At 50.9% G+C, this 15,515-nt stretch carries 15 protein-coding genes, 2 tRNA genes and 2 rRNA genes; 8 read left to right on the top strand and 11 right to left on the bottom strand.

Annotated features, from left to right (window positions below):
* Positions 1-112 precede the first annotated feature (112 nt).
* Complete coding sequence (gene upp / locus EHW58_RS12480) at positions 113-739, bottom strand: uracil phosphoribosyltransferase (RefSeq protein ID WP_152796807.1); 627 nt, start codon at positions 737-739, stop codon at positions 113-115.
* Between the two features lie 184 nt (positions 740-923).
* Here upp and purM point away from each other — a divergent pair, with 184 nt between their 5' ends.
* Positions 924-1,967: a phosphoribosylformylglycinamidine cyclo-ligase gene (purM, locus tag EHW58_RS12475; RefSeq protein ID WP_172969994.1), complete on the top strand. Its 1,044-nt coding sequence runs from the start codon at positions 924-926 to the stop codon at positions 1,965-1,967.
* Entirely contained in the window at positions 1,964-2,599 is a 636-nt protein-coding gene (purN, locus tag EHW58_RS12470) for a phosphoribosylglycinamide formyltransferase (protein WP_152796805.1), read from the top strand. Before purM ends, purN begins: the two co-directional genes overlap by 4 nt.
* Before the next feature lie 54 nt (positions 2,600-2,653).
* Here the strand turns inward: purN and EHW58_RS12465 are convergent, their stop codons facing one another.
* Together EHW58_RS12465 and lpcA are read right to left on the bottom strand one after the other, a co-directional pair.
* Positions 2,654-3,442, bottom strand: coding sequence for a class II glutamine amidotransferase (locus EHW58_RS12465; RefSeq protein ID WP_046073772.1), 789 nt, complete (start codon positions 3,440-3,442; stop codon positions 2,654-2,656).
* A gap of 22 nt (positions 3,443-3,464) precedes the next feature.
* The gene (gene lpcA / locus EHW58_RS12460; protein WP_046073773.1) at positions 3,465-4,043 is read right to left on the bottom strand and encodes a D-sedoheptulose 7-phosphate isomerase; all 579 of its coding nucleotides are present in this window, start codon (positions 4,041-4,043) and stop codon (positions 3,465-3,467) included.
* A gap of 310 nt (positions 4,044-4,353) precedes the next feature.
* On the opposite strand from lpcA, the gene fadE reads away from it, so the two are divergent.
* Entirely contained in the window at positions 4,354-6,798 is a 2,445-nt protein-coding gene (fadE, locus tag EHW58_RS12455) for an acyl-CoA dehydrogenase FadE (protein ID WP_152796803.1), read from the top strand.
* Between the two features lie 94 nt (positions 6,799-6,892).
* Here the strand turns inward: fadE and EHW58_RS12450 are convergent, their stop codons facing one another.
* Both EHW58_RS12450 and dnaQ read right to left on the bottom strand, forming a co-directional pair.
* A complete protein-coding gene (locus EHW58_RS12450) occupies positions 6,893-8,197 on the bottom strand; it encodes a TIGR03503 family protein (protein WP_152796802.1) in 1,305 nt (434 codons plus the stop codon).
* An 8-nt stretch (positions 8,198-8,205) separates the two neighbouring features.
* Positions 8,206-8,928: a DNA polymerase III subunit epsilon gene (gene dnaQ, locus EHW58_RS12445; RefSeq protein WP_046073776.1), complete on the bottom strand. Its 723-nt coding sequence runs from the start codon at positions 8,926-8,928 to the stop codon at positions 8,206-8,208.
* A 51-nt stretch (positions 8,929-8,979) separates the two neighbouring features.
* On the opposite strand from dnaQ, the gene rnhA reads away from it, so the two are divergent.
* Positions 8,980-9,447, top strand: a complete 468-nt coding sequence (gene rnhA / locus EHW58_RS12440) for a ribonuclease HI (protein WP_077578630.1) — start codon at positions 8,980-8,982, stop codon at positions 9,445-9,447.
* A gap of 8 nt (positions 9,448-9,455) precedes the next feature.
* Here rnhA and EHW58_RS12435 read toward each other — a convergent pair whose 3' ends face one another.
* The gene (locus EHW58_RS12435; RefSeq protein ID WP_046073778.1) at positions 9,456-10,181 is read right to left on the bottom strand and encodes a methyltransferase domain-containing protein; all 726 of its coding nucleotides are present in this window, start codon (positions 10,179-10,181) and stop codon (positions 9,456-9,458) included.
* A gap of 33 nt (positions 10,182-10,214) precedes the next feature.
* Between EHW58_RS12435 and gloB the strand changes: the two genes are divergently transcribed.
* The 3 genes from gloB (at position 10,215) to EHW58_RS12420 (ending at position 13,307) form a co-directional block, all read left to right on the top strand.
* Positions 10,215-10,973, top strand: a complete 759-nt coding sequence (gene gloB, locus EHW58_RS12430; protein WP_046073779.1) for a hydroxyacylglutathione hydrolase — start codon at positions 10,215-10,217, stop codon at positions 10,971-10,973.
* A 70-nt stretch (positions 10,974-11,043) separates the two neighbouring features.
* Positions 11,044-12,621: a LysM peptidoglycan-binding domain-containing protein gene (locus EHW58_RS12425; RefSeq protein WP_152796800.1), complete on the top strand. Its 1,578-nt coding sequence runs from the start codon at positions 11,044-11,046 to the stop codon at positions 12,619-12,621.
* Positions 12,618-13,307, top strand: coding sequence for a YIP1 family protein (locus tag EHW58_RS12420; protein WP_370517136.1), 690 nt, complete (start codon positions 12,618-12,620; stop codon positions 13,305-13,307). Before EHW58_RS12425 ends, EHW58_RS12420 begins: the two co-directional genes overlap by 4 nt.
* A 33-nt stretch (positions 13,308-13,340) precedes the next feature.
* Here EHW58_RS12420 and EHW58_RS12415 read toward each other — a convergent pair whose 3' ends face one another.
* Positions 13,341-14,183 carry an endonuclease/exonuclease/phosphatase family protein gene (locus EHW58_RS12415; RefSeq protein WP_172969995.1) on the bottom strand — a complete coding sequence of 281 codons (843 nt, stop codon included), beginning with the start codon at positions 14,181-14,183 and terminating at the stop codon, positions 13,341-13,343.
* Positions 14,184-14,366: 183 nt separating this feature from the next.
* On the opposite strand from EHW58_RS12415, the gene EHW58_RS12410 reads away from it, so the two are divergent.
* Positions 14,367-14,765, top strand: a complete 399-nt coding sequence (locus EHW58_RS12410; protein ID WP_077668144.1) for a gamma-glutamylcyclotransferase family protein — start codon at positions 14,367-14,369, stop codon at positions 14,763-14,765.
* A 200-nt stretch (positions 14,766-14,965) separates the two neighbouring features.
* Here the strand turns inward: EHW58_RS12410 and EHW58_RS12405 are convergent.
* The 4 genes from EHW58_RS12405 to EHW58_RS12390 form a co-directional block, all read right to left on the bottom strand.
* Positions 14,966-15,042 (bottom strand) — tRNA-Trp (locus tag EHW58_RS12405).
* Positions 15,043-15,050: 8 nt separating this feature from the next.
* A tRNA-Asp gene (locus tag EHW58_RS12400) sits at positions 15,051-15,127 on the bottom strand.
* A gap of 59 nt (positions 15,128-15,186) precedes the next feature.
* Positions 15,187-15,302, bottom strand: a 5S ribosomal RNA gene (rrf, locus tag EHW58_RS12395).
* A 115-nt stretch (positions 15,303-15,417) separates the two neighbouring features.
* Positions 15,418-15,515: ribosomal RNA gene (locus EHW58_RS12390) — 23S ribosomal RNA — on the bottom strand; the annotation flags it as partial.

Raw genomic sequence — 15,515 nt, 5'->3', positions numbered from 1 at the left:
TTGCACCACGAGTCAGGCGCTATCTCCTGGTATGAAAAAACCCGCTACCAATGAGCGGGTTTTTTATGCTTCAGCGGACATTGACGCAGTGGCTTAGCCCGCTCACGCACGCTTACTTGGTACCAAAAATCTTATCACCGGCATCACCAAGCCCAGGTACAATGTACCCTTTGTCATCCAGCTTTTCATCGATAGCCGCCGTATAAAGCTCAATATCAGGATGCGCTTTTTTCAATGCCTCAATCCCTTCTGGGGCAGAGACCAATACCAAGACCTTGATCTGCTGACAGCCCTGCTCTTTGAGCAAATCGATAGTCGCAATCATCGACCCCCCCGTGGCCAACATCGGATCCACAACCAAGGCCATGCGCTCGTCGATATTACTGGCTAGTTTATGAAAGTAAGGGACAGGCTCTAGGGTTTCTTCATCGCGATACACACCGACGACACTGATGCGCGCACCTGGGACATGCTCAAGCACCCCATCCATCATGCCCAAGCCTGCACGCAAAATAGGCACCACGGTGACTTTTTTGCCTTTGATTTGATCGACATTAACTGGGCCATCCCAGCCATCAATCGTTACTTTTTCTGTATCGAAGTCAGACGTCGCTTCATAAGTCAGCAGACTGCCCACTTCGGTCGCAAGCTCGCGAAACCGTTTGGTGCTAATATCTCGCTCGCGCATCAAGCCGATTTTATGTTTGACTAACGGGTGCCTTACTTCCACGACCTTCATCTTAGACTCCTTACAAAAAACAAATTCTCGGTAGTATACATGAAAGGTTTTTGCTAGCGTAGGCTTAGGGCTTGACATATCGCCCAGATTCTCGCCAAACAGCCTACGCAAACGTTTTCCTTTCTCTGAATGCACTGATAGAATAGCGCCGACTTTTGACTTCCAACTCCGGCGAGGAATTGCAGTGAGCGGTAAACAATCATCTCTTAGCTATAAGGACGCTGGTGTCGATATTGACGCTGGTAACGCACTAGTCGACCGCATTAAAGGGGTAGTAAAACAAACGCACCGGCCCGAAGTCATGGGAGGCCTAGGAGGCTTTGGCGCGCTTTGTTCATTGCCAACCAAATACAAAGAACCGGTATTGGTCTCTGGTACAGACGGCGTGGGTACCAAGCTGCGCTTAGCGCTGGATGCGAATAAACACGATACTATCGGCATCGATCTGGTTGCAATGTGCGTTAACGATCTGATCGTGCAAGGTGCTGAGCCTCTCTTTTTCCTCGACTACTATGCAACAGGCAAGTTGGATGTTGACGTCGCGGCGGACGTTGTGACGGGTATCGCCCAAGGCTGTCAGCAAGCAGGTTGCGCCCTTATCGGCGGCGAGACCGCGGAAATGCCTGGCATGTACAGCGGCGATGATTACGATGTGGCTGGTTTTTGTGTCGGTGTTGCCGAGAAGTCTGCCATCATTGATGGGAGCCAAGTCAGCGATGGCGACGCCTTGATTGGCCTTGCGTCTAGTGGCCCGCATTCAAACGGCTACTCGCTGATCCGAAAGATCCTCGAAGTCAGTCAAGCAAACCTGAGTGACGACCTAGAAGGCCAACCACTCATCGATCACTTGCTAGCCCCGACCCGCATTTACGTCAAATCGGTATTAGCCCTGCTTGAGCAAATCCCCGTTCACGCGATTTCTCATATCACAGGTGGCGGCTTTTGGGAGAACATCCCCCGCGTATTGCCCGCTGGAACCAAGGCGGTGATCGACAACACCAGTTGGCAATGGCCGCCTGTATTTAACTGGTTGCAAGAAAAAGGCAACGTCAGTGACTATGAAATGCTACGCACCTTTAACTGTGGTGTGGGACTTGTGATTGCACTCCCTCAGGCTGAAGCTGACAAAGCGATTACCCTGTTAAATCAAGCGGGCGAAACCGCCTGGCAACTGGGCCATATTGCTCACGCGACGGGCGAAGACGCACAGGTGGAGCTGAAAGCATGAAGCGCATTGTCGTCTTGATTTCCGGCAGCGGTTCCAATTTGCAAGCATTGATTGATAACATTCACGCGCAGCGCGCGAACATTGTCGCCGTGATTGCCAATAAAGCTGACGCCTATGGGCTCACGCGTGCCGAGCACGCCGGGATACCGGCTCAAGTGGTTGCCAACACCGATTATGCTAGCCGAGAAGAGTATGATGCGGCGCTTATTCGAGCGCTAGATGCCTATCAGCCCGACCTCGTCCTACTGGCGGGTTTTATGCGTATTTTAACCCCAGGTTTCGTTGCCCACTATGCGGGGCGAATGCTCAACATTCACCCCTCCCTGCTCCCCAAGTACACAGGACTGCATACCCACCAGCGTGCGATTAATGCTGGCGATACCGAGCATGGTACATCGGTGCATTTTGTCACTGAAGAGCTCGACGGTGGCCCCGTGATACTCCAAGCTCGCGTGCCTATTTTTGAGGACGACGACGCAGAGTCTGTCGCCGCGCGCGTCCAACAACAAGAGCACAGGATCTACCCACTGGTGGTCAAGTGGTTTGTCGATGGCCGCCTGAAGATGATGGAAGATCACGCTTGGCTTGATGGTCAGGCACTCGGCCACGCCGGCTATGCCGCAGACGCGTAGCTCGTATAGACACTGACAACATAAAATAAGGCGCATTCGCGCCTTTTTTATTCGCTAAGATACCGATGTGTGATTGGCGCAATACACCTCGCCAAAGTGAAACACACAATATTCCCCTTCAGCCATTTTATGCCAGCGCTCGTTGTTGGTAAGGGGTTGCGTGGCAATCACGGTCACCACATCGTTAGGCGTGGTTTGCTCATGAAAATCGACCGTCATCTCTTGGTCGATCAGGCTAGCTTTTCCAAACGGAGCGCGACGCGTGATCCAATGGAGGTTATTGGTACAATAAGCCATGACATAGTCGCCATCGCTAAACAGCATGTTGTAGACACCCAACGCGCGCAGGCGATCACAGCGTGAAGCGATAAAGTCAAACACCTCACACATATTGTCTGGCTGTTGCGGATAGTGCTTAAACAACTCATTCAATAACCAACAAAACGCTTTCTCACTATCTGTTTCCCCGACAGGCTTAAAGTGGCCAGTATCCAGGCTCTCAAACCCAGATAACTGCCCATTGTGAGCAAACGTCCAATAACGCCCCCAGATCTCACGAGTGAAAGGATGTGTGTTTTCTAAGCTGATCCCACCTCGATTTGCTTGGCGAATATGGCTAACCACCGCACAGCTTTTTATCGGATAACTGGTGACCAGCTCTGCGACCTTGGACTGGCTACTGGGTGCTGGATCTTTAAAGGTGCGAAACCCTTTGCCTTCATAAAAGGTGATCCCCCAGCCATCGCGATGCGGGCCCGTTTTACCGCCGCGCTGAATCAAGCCAGTAAAGCTAAAACAAATATCGGTTGGGACGTTGGCACTCATGCCAAGCAGCTCGCACATTCTTTCATCTACCTCCGCGGGGTTACGCTGCCATTTCCTTTTCCACTAGCTGGATAAGAATATGGATAATTTTGATATGGACTTCCTGAATACGATCCGCATAACCAAAGTGAGGCACACGGATTTCAATATCAGCGAGACCTGCCATTTTGCCGCCGTCTTTTCCCGTAAGCATAATGGTCTTCATGCCTTTTTGTTTGGCGACATCAATGGCATTGAGGATATTCCCCGAATTGCCCGATGTAGATAGCCCAAACAACACGTCGCCTTTCATGCCCACCGCCTCAAGATAACGCGAGAAAACATACTCGTAGCCAAAGTCATTCGACACGCACGAAATATGGCTTGGATCTGAAATGGCAATCGCGGGATAACCAGGACGGTTTTCTCGGTAGCGCCCGGTCAATTCTTCAGCAAAATGCATGGCATCACAATGCGAGCCGCCATTACCACAAGAGAGCACCTTGCCACTGGCCTTAAAACTATCGGCCAACAGTTTCGCGGCTTTCTCGATTTGCTGAATGTTATTGTCATCACTTAAAAACGCTGTTAACACATCGGCAGCTTCTGTCAGCTCACCGCGAATAATATCTTGGTACATGGCACTTTCCCACTGTTAACAAATATCTGACGTTCTCGCCTGACAGGCATAACGTCACATGACTGCCAGTGTACCCGCATCGTTTTACGGCTGTCGACTGCCGAGCCCTTCCGACAAGCGAGCTAGGTCACGTTTGCTTGAATGGCAACCTATCTTGCCAGTTGTCCTCATCCTCAAGTGGTGATTTTCTCACCTTGCAAGCTAGGTCACACCGTATCATTTTACAATTCGTTAATTATTTGCTTACATTGAGTGGTACGACCTCTTACCACGACAGTAAGGGCAAACCAAAACCTAAGGAGATGACGTGATGGCAACAGGGTTATATATCGCCGCCATGCTAATACTGGCCGGTGTACTCGCATACCATCGTGCCAAGCTGCTGGTATCGACTGCCGTGCTCGCAGCCGGACTAGTTGTAGGGACAATCATGGGCAGCGTCGGGGAGATCACTTGGTTGATCTTTGCCGTGATCGCGTTGCCCCTCAATATCGTGACGTTTCGTCGCAACTGGCTCAGCAAGCCCGCTTTCAAAGCATTTAAATCCGTGATGCCAGAAATGTCAGCGACGGAAAAAGAAGCGATTGATGCGGGAACAGTCTGGTGGGAAGCCGACCTATTCCGCGGCGCGCCGGATTGGAACAAACTGCATGACATTCCCGCCCCGACGCTGAGTGCGGAAGAGCAAGCATTTTTAGATGGACCGGTCAACGAAGTCTGCCGCATGGTCGATGACTACCAAGTCACGCATGAACTCGCTGACCTGCCCGAGGATGTTTGGCAATATTTGAAAGACAACAAATTCTTCGCCATGATCATCAAAAAGCAATATGGTGGCTTGGAATTTTCTGCCTACGCGCAATCCTTGGTGCTGCAAAAACTGTCAGGCGTCTCTGGTGTGCTGTCATCCACCGTGGGGGTCCCTAACTCACTAGGCCCAGGTGAATTGCTCCAGCATTACGGCACCACAGAGCAAAAAGACCATTACCTCCCTCGTTTGGCCCAAGGTAAAGAAATCCCTTGTTTTGCGTTGACCAGCCCAGAGGCGGGCTCTGATGCAGGCTCGATTCCTGATTATGGTGTGGTCACCAAAGGTATGTGGCAAGGTGAAGAAGTGCTGGGGATGAAAATCACCTGGAACAAACGTTATATTACCCTCGCCCCGGTTGCCACTGTGTTGGGGCTGGCGTTTAAGCTACGCGATCCTGAACACCTGTTAGGCGATCAGGATGAACTTGGCATTACCTGTGCGCTGATCCCAACGGACCTCGAAGGGGTTGAGATTGGCCGTCGCCATTTCCCGCTTAACGTGCCTTTCCAAAACGGTCCAACTCAAGGCAACGACGTCTTCGTACCGATGGACTTTATTATTGGTGGCCAGAAAATGGCAGGCCAAGGCTGGCGTATGCTGATGGAATGCCTGTCAATTGGTCGCGGCATTACCCTACCCTCCAATACCACGGGAGGACTAAAGTCAGCCGCCCTAGCAACAGGGGCTTACGCACGCATTCGCCGTCAGTTCAAACTCCCCATTGGTAAAATGGAAGGGATTGAAGAGCCTCTCGCGCGTATTGCTGGCAACGCCTACGTGATGGATGCCGCCAGCGCGCTGACGGTGACGGGTATCGATATCGGCGAGAAGCCCTCGGTCATTTCTGCCATCGTTAAATATCACTGTACCCACCGCAGTCAACAAGGTGTGATTGATGCGATGGATGTGGCAGGCGGTAAAGGCATCTGCCTGGGACCAAAAAACTTCCTGGGACGCAACTATCAAGGTTCGCCGATCGCCATCACGGTGGAAGGCGCTAACATCCTGACGCGTTCAATGATCATCTTCGGTCAAGGTGCGATTCGTTGCCATCCATTCGTGTTGGATGAGATTCGTGCCAGCGAAAATAGCGATCAGCAAGCCGCCCTCGCAGCGTTTGATAAGGCCTTATTTGGTCATGTTGGCTTTGTGTTTAGCAATGTTGCACGTGCTTTCTGGCTTGGTCTTACCGATGGTCGTTTGTCTAAAGCTCCCCGCAAAGACGCGACACGTCGTTATTACCAGCAGATGAATCGCTACAGTGCCGCGCTCGCGCTACTCGCCGATGTCTCTATGGCAGTATTAGGCGGCAACCTCAAGCGTAAAGAGCGCTTGTCAGCGCGCCTTGGCGATGTGCTGAGCCAGCTTTATCTTGCGTCAGCCACCATGAAACGCTATGCCGATGAAGGCTATCAGAAAGAGGATCTCCCTCTGGTGCATTGGGGCATGCAAGACGCCATGTACCAAGCTGAACAAGCACTGGATGGCTTTATCGCTAACTTCCCGAATCGAGTAGTTGCTGGCTTAGTGCGCGTACTGGTATTACCGCTGGGTAAAGGACGCCGTCAGCCTGGCGATCGCCTCGATGGCAAACTGGCTGTCATTTTACAATCACCCAGTGCAACGCGTGATCGCCTCGGCCGAGGTCAGTACTTCGAGCCAGGTAATGCGATTGGTAATATTGAAAAGGCACTGCATGACATTTTGAATGCCGAGCCTATTCATAAAAAAGTGTGTGATGGCATCGGTGAGAAGCTGCCGTTTATGTTCCTCGACCAAGTCGCGGATAAAGGCTTGAGCGCCGGCGTGATTACCGAGCAAGAAGCTGCACTATTGCGAGAAGCCGAGCAAGGCCGCCTTGAAACGATCAATGTGGATGACTTTGACCCGTCAGAGCTGCCCGCCGCGTCGGTCAAGGAGAGCAAGATGCATAACGCGGCTTAACCGTATTTTCTTGCATCAATGGCGTAACGAAAAAAGAGAGGGCTTCCCTCTCTTTTTTATTGCCCGTATAGATGGGCTTACTCGCACCACAGTGCTAGTCGTTTTTATCCGGCCTATCCATGTCAAGCTCACTGGCTTGGTCGTCGCCGTCGCTGTCCAGTGGAGGGGCTTCCAGCTCTTGCGCCGCTTCAGCCAATTTGCGTGCTTTGCGTTTTCGCAAGACAAACCAAGTGGCGGCACCTATCAGCATCACCAATAAGTTACCTAATCCAATGATCAACAGGGAAGTGGTTCGTGCTTCTTCTCGCTCTCGTTGTTGGCGGCGCGCCTCCGCTGCTTCCATCATGGCTTGTTCACGCGCTTCACGCTCTGCTTCGGCTTCTTCCAGCGCCGCGTAATCGGTGACCGCAAAGGTTTGTTCTGGAAGAGGAAAAACCAAGGGTCGTCCCGATAACTGATCCGTCGCATACAAGGTTGTCCGCCATTTGTATTGTCCAGGTGTACTGGCATAAGGAATATCGAGCGTAATCGTTTGCTGCTCTTCCTCAGCGGTTGTTTGGTAGACCGTCGTTTTTCCTTCGGTATCGGTGAATTTGGCGTGAACAGACACGCTACCTGGCTCAATACTGGCCTGCTCGGACTCAACAACCAATTGATGCGGTTCGCCCTCTCCTTGGCTTTGTTTAAACGTGGCCATTAACGGTGTCGGGTAAACTAAGACTTGTTGCTCTAAAGTACGGAAAAAAATACCGTTACCCGAGGTCACGCGTGCGCGGTATTTTCCTGGCATGACGTTAATCGGCAAAGACACGGTGAAAACGCCGTCATTGGGTGCTTCATCAAGCCCCGAGCCGTCGTCACTAAATTGCCCTAATGCTTTGGGCTGTGGCCGCTGATCGGGATTAAGCGACTCCGGATCTTCGATGAACTCAGTAAAGTGTACGGTCAAATCGACACGCTCAATGAAGTCACGCAAGTTAAGGGGCTTATCGCCCAGCATGAGCTGTGCGGTAAACTTCACCGCCTCGCCTTGATAAAGACGACTGGGTAAGTCTTCAACCTGCATACGCAAGTCACTTAAAACACGGACTTTGTTGTCAGGGCTCACTCGGCCAATCGCTTGCCATGGTCCTGGCATGGGGTCGGTAATCGACACGATGTCCATGTCTGATTCTTGATGCCAGGATACTTTGTCTGGGTGGCGCCATGCATAATATTTGGTGCCGTCCGGGCGTACCAACACCACTGGCATGCTTGGCTTTTCTCGATAAATCACGAAGGCCGCACGTTCAATGGTTGGATCAACACGGAAGCGATTTTCCAGCAGACGAATTTCTTGCTCGTTAGCGTGTGCCAACAAGGGAAAACAAACACACACCGCCCACCATCGCTTCTTCATGCCTTCTCCTACTGCCGCCAAAGACAGCTACCGTTTTGCTCAATAAAGTCTAAACGCGCTTCGTGCGCACTCATTTCATCGGCCGATGCGGGAATAACCTTTAGCGATTTCTGACGCTTAACGGTTCTTGGTGCCATTGGACTTGCATTATCCGTCTCAGTACCCGCATTAAATGACAAGTTAGTTTGTCCCCCGGTCATTAATAGGTATACGTCAGCAAGGATCTCCGCATCCAACAAAGCGCCGTGAAGCGTTCGCCGAGAGTTATCAATACCGTAGCGATCGCACAACACATCAAGGTTGTTACGCTTTCCAGGGAAGATTTTCTTCGCCATCGCTAAGGTGTCTGTGATGGTGCAAAGCTCAGTGGTTTGCAGCGAGACACCTAGGTTTTTGAATTCATAATCCATAAACCCCACATCAAAGGGCGCGTTATGGGCGATCAGCTCCGCCCCTTGAATAAAATCAACAAAGGCTTGATGGATTTGCGCGTATCGCGGCTTGTCGGCCAAAAAGGCATCGGTGATACCGTGTACCGAAATCGCCTCAGGATCGATCGCGCGTGTAGGCTGAATGTAGGCATGAAAGTGCCGCCCCGTCAGCTTACGGTTGATAATCTCAACCGCACCGATTTCAATAATATTGTGGCCTTGATAATGTGGCCCCCCTTCGCGGTTCATACCGGTGGTTTCGGTATCAAGCACAACGAGGCGATCGTAATTCGCTTTCATGGCAATAACTGTGTCAAACTTGGCTCAGATGAATAGCCAATAGTATCAAAGATGACCAAGCAGGTAGAAATTTTCACAGACGGTTCTTGTCTCGGCAACCCGGGGCCGGGCGGGTATGGTGTGGTGATGCGCTACAAACAACATGAAAAAACCTTGAGTGCCGGTTTCACCCTCACCACCAACAATCGCATGGAACTAATGGCGGCAATTGTCGGCTTAAATGCGCTTAATACAAGCTGTAACGTGGTTCTCACTACAGACAGCCAGTACGTTCGACAAGGGATCACCCAATGGATCCATAATTGGAAAAAACGCCAATGGAAGACGGCGGATAAGAAACCGGTGAAAAATGCCGATTTATGGCAACAGCTTGATCAAGCGGCATCTAAGCACCAAATCACCTGGAACTGGGTGAAAGGCCACGCTGGACACCCGGAAAATGAGCGTTGTGACGAGCTCGCGCGCGACGCTGCCAACCACCCTACCGAGATCGATGAAGGCTATCAGCCTGCAGACTAATCCTATTTCTAGCCGCCGTTGGGAACAACGCCGCCCAGCGGTGAGACCGCTTGCTTGAGTTTCCAACGAGGCTTAATGGGTTTTAGTGGGTAGCTACGCTTACGCGCAATGATCAAATAAATGGACCCAAGCGCAGGTGTCACCATACTGGCGCTACTCTCTACCCAAGCATGGCGGGCACTGGGTCGATGAGTCGGCCACAGTCCCATCTGGTGCGCCTCAACCACCTCATAGTTCATGACACTCAACCAATCTTTAACGCGAAGAGGTGAAAACATCCGTCCCCCCCACGGAAGCCGTTGATGCCTGCCACGTAGCACTTTTTTTACGCCCAAAAAGCTTGCGGGGTTAACACCCGATATGATCAAGCAACCGTCATCAATCATCACACGATCAACCTCTCGTAATAAACGGTGAGGATCATCGCTATAATCAAGTTGGTGCGCTAATACACACGCATCAAAAGATTTCTCGATAAATGGCAAGGCATAATGTGTCGCGGTCACATTGCGCATTGGGTTATGTTGGTCGACACAGACTTGGTGTTGAATGTTACACTGTTCACTGACTAGCTCGCAGCTTAAGCCGCCCAATTTCAGCAAATGGTAGCCAAATAAGGTCGGCAACCATTCATCCAGCCGAGTTTGCAATTGGGTGCGCGCCCAATCACCGTAAGCAACTTGGTCCCACGTATAGGGATAGTCAAACTGATGTTCTATGCGCGCTGGTTTCATTGATTAAGGCTCATTCTATCGCTGGAGAACCCAATGCTTCATGTAAAAAGCATACCTGCATTTAACGATAATTACATATGGCTCATTATTAGTGAAGATAATCGCTGCGCCGTGGTCGATCCGGGTGAGGCAAGTCAGGTTATTGACTACCTCAAAGCGAATTCATTGACTTTATCGTGCATTCTTATCACACACCACCATTGGGATCACACCAATGGCATTGACGATCTTGTACGCTATGCGCCAAGCGCCAAAGTGATCGGCCCAGATGTTCACCCGATACCTCAACGTTCAATGGCGGTTGGTGACGGTGACCAAATTGATGTCTTTGACCATCGTTTTTTGGTCGTCGGTGTCGAAGGCCACACCGACGATCACATTGCATTTGTCGGCGATGGTAAGCTGTTCTGTGGCGATGCATTGTTTTCAGCCGGTTGTGGCCGTTTACTCGGTGGCACCGCTGAACAATCACTCAACTCATTGAAAAAACTGGCATCGCTCCCCATCGAAACCCAAGTGTATTGTGCCCATGAGTATACCGCCGCCAATGTCGCGTTTGCGCTGACTGTGGAGCCTGAAAACGATGCATTACATCTATACCGGGAAGAAGTGAACCGCTTACGCGCCCAAGGTAAGCAAACGCTCCCCAGTACCATAGAGCGAGAAAAGCGCATTAATCCATTTTTGCGCACTCAAGAGCCGACGGTCATTCAAGCGGTCGTAGGTCGCACCACTGCCGACGACGAGCTTGCCGTTTTCCGTGCGCTGCGTCAGTGGAAGGACGAATTTTGAGCTGAGTCTCTTGTCATCAATGAGGCCAGCCCCTATCATCATCGGCTATTTTGGACGAAGGTTTTATGCAATGAAGTACCGTTTTATTATATTGAGCACGCTGTTGCTGAGCGGCTGTCAATCTATCGGCGACGCTCAAAATACGGATATCGCCTCCGAGGCACCGCCCGTTGTCGCAAAAGAAACAACGCGCTCGCCTGATAAAGCCGCAGAGACGCCCAAGAAAGCCACCCCCGCGACGCCTAAGGTACTTTCCCCGCAAAAACAGAATGATGTGTGGCAACGCATCAGTATGCAGCTTTCGCTTCCAGTACCTGATAACGCCTCGGTGCGCCGTTATCGTAATTGGTACTTAAAGTACCCTAATCACCTTGCCACGGTCGCTGAGCGCGCCACGCCATTTTTGCACCTGATCGTAGAGAAAGTCGAAGCACGCAACATGCCACTCGAGCTGGCATTGCTTCCAGTCGTAGAAAGCTCGTTTGATCAATTTGCTTACTCGCATGGCCGGGCTGCTGGCCTTTGGCAATTTGTCCCAGCAACCGGCCGACGTTTTGGCCTAGAACAAAATTGGTGGTACGACGGCCGACGTGATGTGGTGCAATCAACCGATGCAGCGCTCGATTACCTCGAGTACTTGCATGGCATGTTTGATGGTAATTGGTTACACGCTATCGCTGCATATAACTCCGGCGAGGGACGCGTGGCTCGTGCTATTCGTCGCAACAAGCAACGTGGCCAACCCACCGATTTTTGGCATTTGGATCTCCCCAAAGAAACCAGCAGTTATGTGCCTAAGCTGATTGCACTTGGCGATGTACTACGCCATCAAGATCAATATGGCTTAGAGGTCCCTGCGATCCCTAACCAGCCAGCACTGACCTTGGTCGATCCTAAGATGCAAATGGATCTCGCTCTCGCGGCTAACTATGCCGGTTTAAGTGTTTCTGAGCTACAAAGCCTTAACCCTGCGTATAACCATTGGGCAACGTCACCATCAGGCCCCACCCACTTATTGTTGCCCAACGAAAATGTGGAACGCTTTAATACTGAGTTGGCTAAAAATGACAACCAAGGGCTTCGTGTGGAACGTTATGCGGTGAAGTCAGGTGATAGCCTGAGTGAAATCGCGGCTGAGTACAACACCACCGTCAAAGTATTAAAACGTGCTAACCAACTCCACTCCTCACGTATTCGCGTGGGTCAGCGCCTGATGATCCCTGTTTCGCTGAAAGATGAATCACAATATACGCTAAGCGCACCACAGCGCCTCGCAGCATTGCAAGCGGCGGAGCGAGACGGCCACAAGCGCACCCACACAGTCCGCCAAGGCGACAGCTTTTGGACAATCGCCCGTCGTTATGGCGTTGATTATCGTCAGCTCGCTAAGTGGAACGGCATGAGTCCTCGCGACACCCTCAGCATTGGCCAGAAGTTGGTCGTTTGGGATAAAGAGGGGGATGCACGTCGCATCCGCACGATTACCTACCGAATTCGACAAGGTGATTCGTTGAGCAGTATTGCACAACGCTACAATGTATCAGTCGCCGAGCTGGTTAAATGGAACCAGTTACGCCAAAACGCGTATATCCAACCAGGTCAAAAGCTAACACTGCATATCGACATTTCTCGGAGTAGCGGCTCATGATGCAAGCTTCAGCCAATCCATTGTTCGCCTTAAGAGACATCGTCCTTCGTCCCAGTGCGTGCTTTGCTGCATTAAGCCAGCGCCCGGTATGGGGTTGGTTGGCTTATTTGCTCATGAGCCTAAGCGCTATTGCATTTTGGAGTGCTTATTTTGATCACACCAACCTTGCCGCGCTTCAGCAAGCACTCGCGCAACAATTATCGATGCCACCTGCAGACGCTGAAAAGTGGTTACAACGTGAAACACTTCTTGCCTCTGAAGTGCTCGGAGATTGGTTTGGCCGAGCGGCGGTCATTTTTGCCTTGGCGTTGTGGTTTCGGTTAGCCACCAAACAAGAAGCCCCTAACTTTGGCTATCGTCACTGGCTCGCGGCCTCTTGCTTTATCTTTTTGCCCGCCGTCGTAGGCGATTTAGCAAGCTATACCAATATGACTTTATCATCCGGTTTTATTTTGCCGGCTCATGCGGACTTAAATAGTCTTAATGGCTTGCTAAAATTGCCGCTCGCCTCCTCATGGAGTGCATGGGCAGCAAGCTTACCACTACTGCTCCCGTGGTACTGGGTATTAAGCATTACGGTTATCGGCACTTGGACACCACTCAATCATGGCAAAGCGATTGTCGTCGCTACCCTGCCTTGGGTTGCCGTTTTTGCCAGTTGGGCCATCGTCATAGCACTAAGTTAGGAAAGTTCAGCGAGGGGGCTCCCCTCGTTGCCTCTATCCTGTCACTTTCAGTTGTGCCTCTATCGCTGCGTGATCGGAGGCACCATTATCTATCGCACTCGCCTTTTCTACCGATAACCCACGGTAGAAAACATGATCCAACGGCAACCCAAATTTAGTCATTCGCTCATCGGGGTGATAACCCATTTCTTGTAATGATAAGCGCTTAACCATCGCTCTCACCGCGTCTAACCGCCGTTGAGACCAAGTATTAAAATCACCGGCTAAAATAATAGGCCCTTCGACACGCGCCAAAGCTTGCTCCAATGCAGCCAACTGTTTCTTATAAGCGGCCATTGCATAAGTAAAGTTAATGCTATGAATATTCACCACCGCAAGGCGCTGTCCATTGGAGAGCTGGTACTCACTATACAGAGCACTTTTAGGAAGGCGCAGGTAAGGCTCGACCGCAGTATACGCACAACTGTGCCAAGGGTTCACTTTGGAAAGGTTCATCACCCCTGCAACAGCATCTTGCATCGCAAACGCATAAGCTTGGTCATAGTGCAATGATGCTTGCGTGATCCAACGCGCCAATTGTGGACCAAAGCTTGCCTCTTGCAACAACATCAAACGGTGAGGTTGATGATACTGGCTTAACGCCGTGTCCCACTGAGGGCGCTGTTGTTTATAGATATTCCACACCAACAAAGAAAAACGGCCTTGTTCGTCAAGCGGTGAAGAATGTGTGTAATCAACGCACTGGCGATGTATACCAGACACTGTATGGAGCTGGGTGCTGTCAGGCACGGTGAAGTAGCCATTGACACCAATCACCGCAGCAGGGACAAAAATAGCACTGCCCCATGCCACTACCTTGCCAATACGTTTTTTCATTGCTTGATCACCACCATAACGCTTGCCAGTGTGAGTATAGGTTGTTACTAGAATGGGCGCCGATTTTGCGATCATGAAGGCTGAAATACAAGTGGTGCACTGACTTATTACTTGCTGCTTGCTTCAACTCAGAGATAGGATAGAAAAGAAATAATAACAAAGTGCATTCATGGAGCGACGCCTATGCTTAACAACCTCTTCGTATACGGAACCCTGTGTCCAGAAGGCACAAATCACCATGTGCTCGCGGACGTCCATGGTCAGTGGTTCCCTGCGAGTATACAAGCAATACGCACCGACCGTGGTTGGGGATCGGCCTCAGGTTATCCCGGCATTGAGCTCAGCGACTCTGTCAATGATCGCGTTGAGGGTTGGCTCTTAAAAGCAGAGGACTTATCCCATTTTCTACCTAAACTTGATGCATTTGAGGGATCGGGGTATCAGAGAGTGATTGTGGAAGTCGAATATCACAGTGAGAGCCGAACAGAGCCAATGCATACCACGGCATTTGCCTATGAGCTTTGTTTTAGTCACCAGCCCGATGCAACAGGCCCAAGCCAATTTGTGGCCAAGAACTATTAGAAGACTTGTTTGAATAGATCAAAAAAAAGCACTGACGGATGTCAGTGCTTTTCAAGTGGCAGGTGTAGAGGGATTCGATCGGACTGGCGCCCCAGCCCCCAACACGCGGACTTCGATGTCACACCAAAAACCATCCATAAGTTAGTCTATCGGTAAGATTGAAATAAAAAAAGCACTGACGGATGTCAGTGCTTTTCGAGTGGCAGGGGTAGAGGGATTCGAACCCCCAACACGCGGATTTGGAATCCGCTGCTCTGCCAATTGGAGCTATACCCCTATAAATAGTGGCGGAGTGGACGGGACTCGAACCCGCGACCCCCGGCGTGACAGGCCGGTATTCTAACCAACTGAACTACCACTCCGCACCAATTCTGTATGATTAAAGGCTTATATTTATTGGCTTTAATCAACTGTATTCAAAGCCTGGCGATGTCCTACTCTCACATGGGGAGACCCCACACTACCATCGGCGCTGCTTCGTTTCACTACTGAGTTCGGCATGGAGTCAGGTGGGTCCAAAGCGCTATGGTCGCCAAGCAAAATTTGGTGTGTCTTCACTTTTCAGTCAAAACACGTAATCTAGAAAGCTGTTCGTTCTCGCCACAATCAACTGGCTTATTTCAAGTCCAACCCAAAACCTCTTGGGTGTTGTATGGTTAAGCCTCACGGGCAATTAGTACAGGTTAGCTCAACGCCTCACAGCGCTTACACACCCTGCCTATCAACGTTCTAGTCTAGAACAACCCTTTA

Origin of the sequence: Salinivibrio sp. VYel1 (assembly GCF_009377945.1) — a bacterium.
Taxonomy (GTDB): Bacteria; Pseudomonadota; Gammaproteobacteria; order Enterobacterales; family Vibrionaceae; genus Salinivibrio; species Salinivibrio siamensis.
This window is presented reverse-complemented; position numbering and strand designations above follow the sequence as displayed.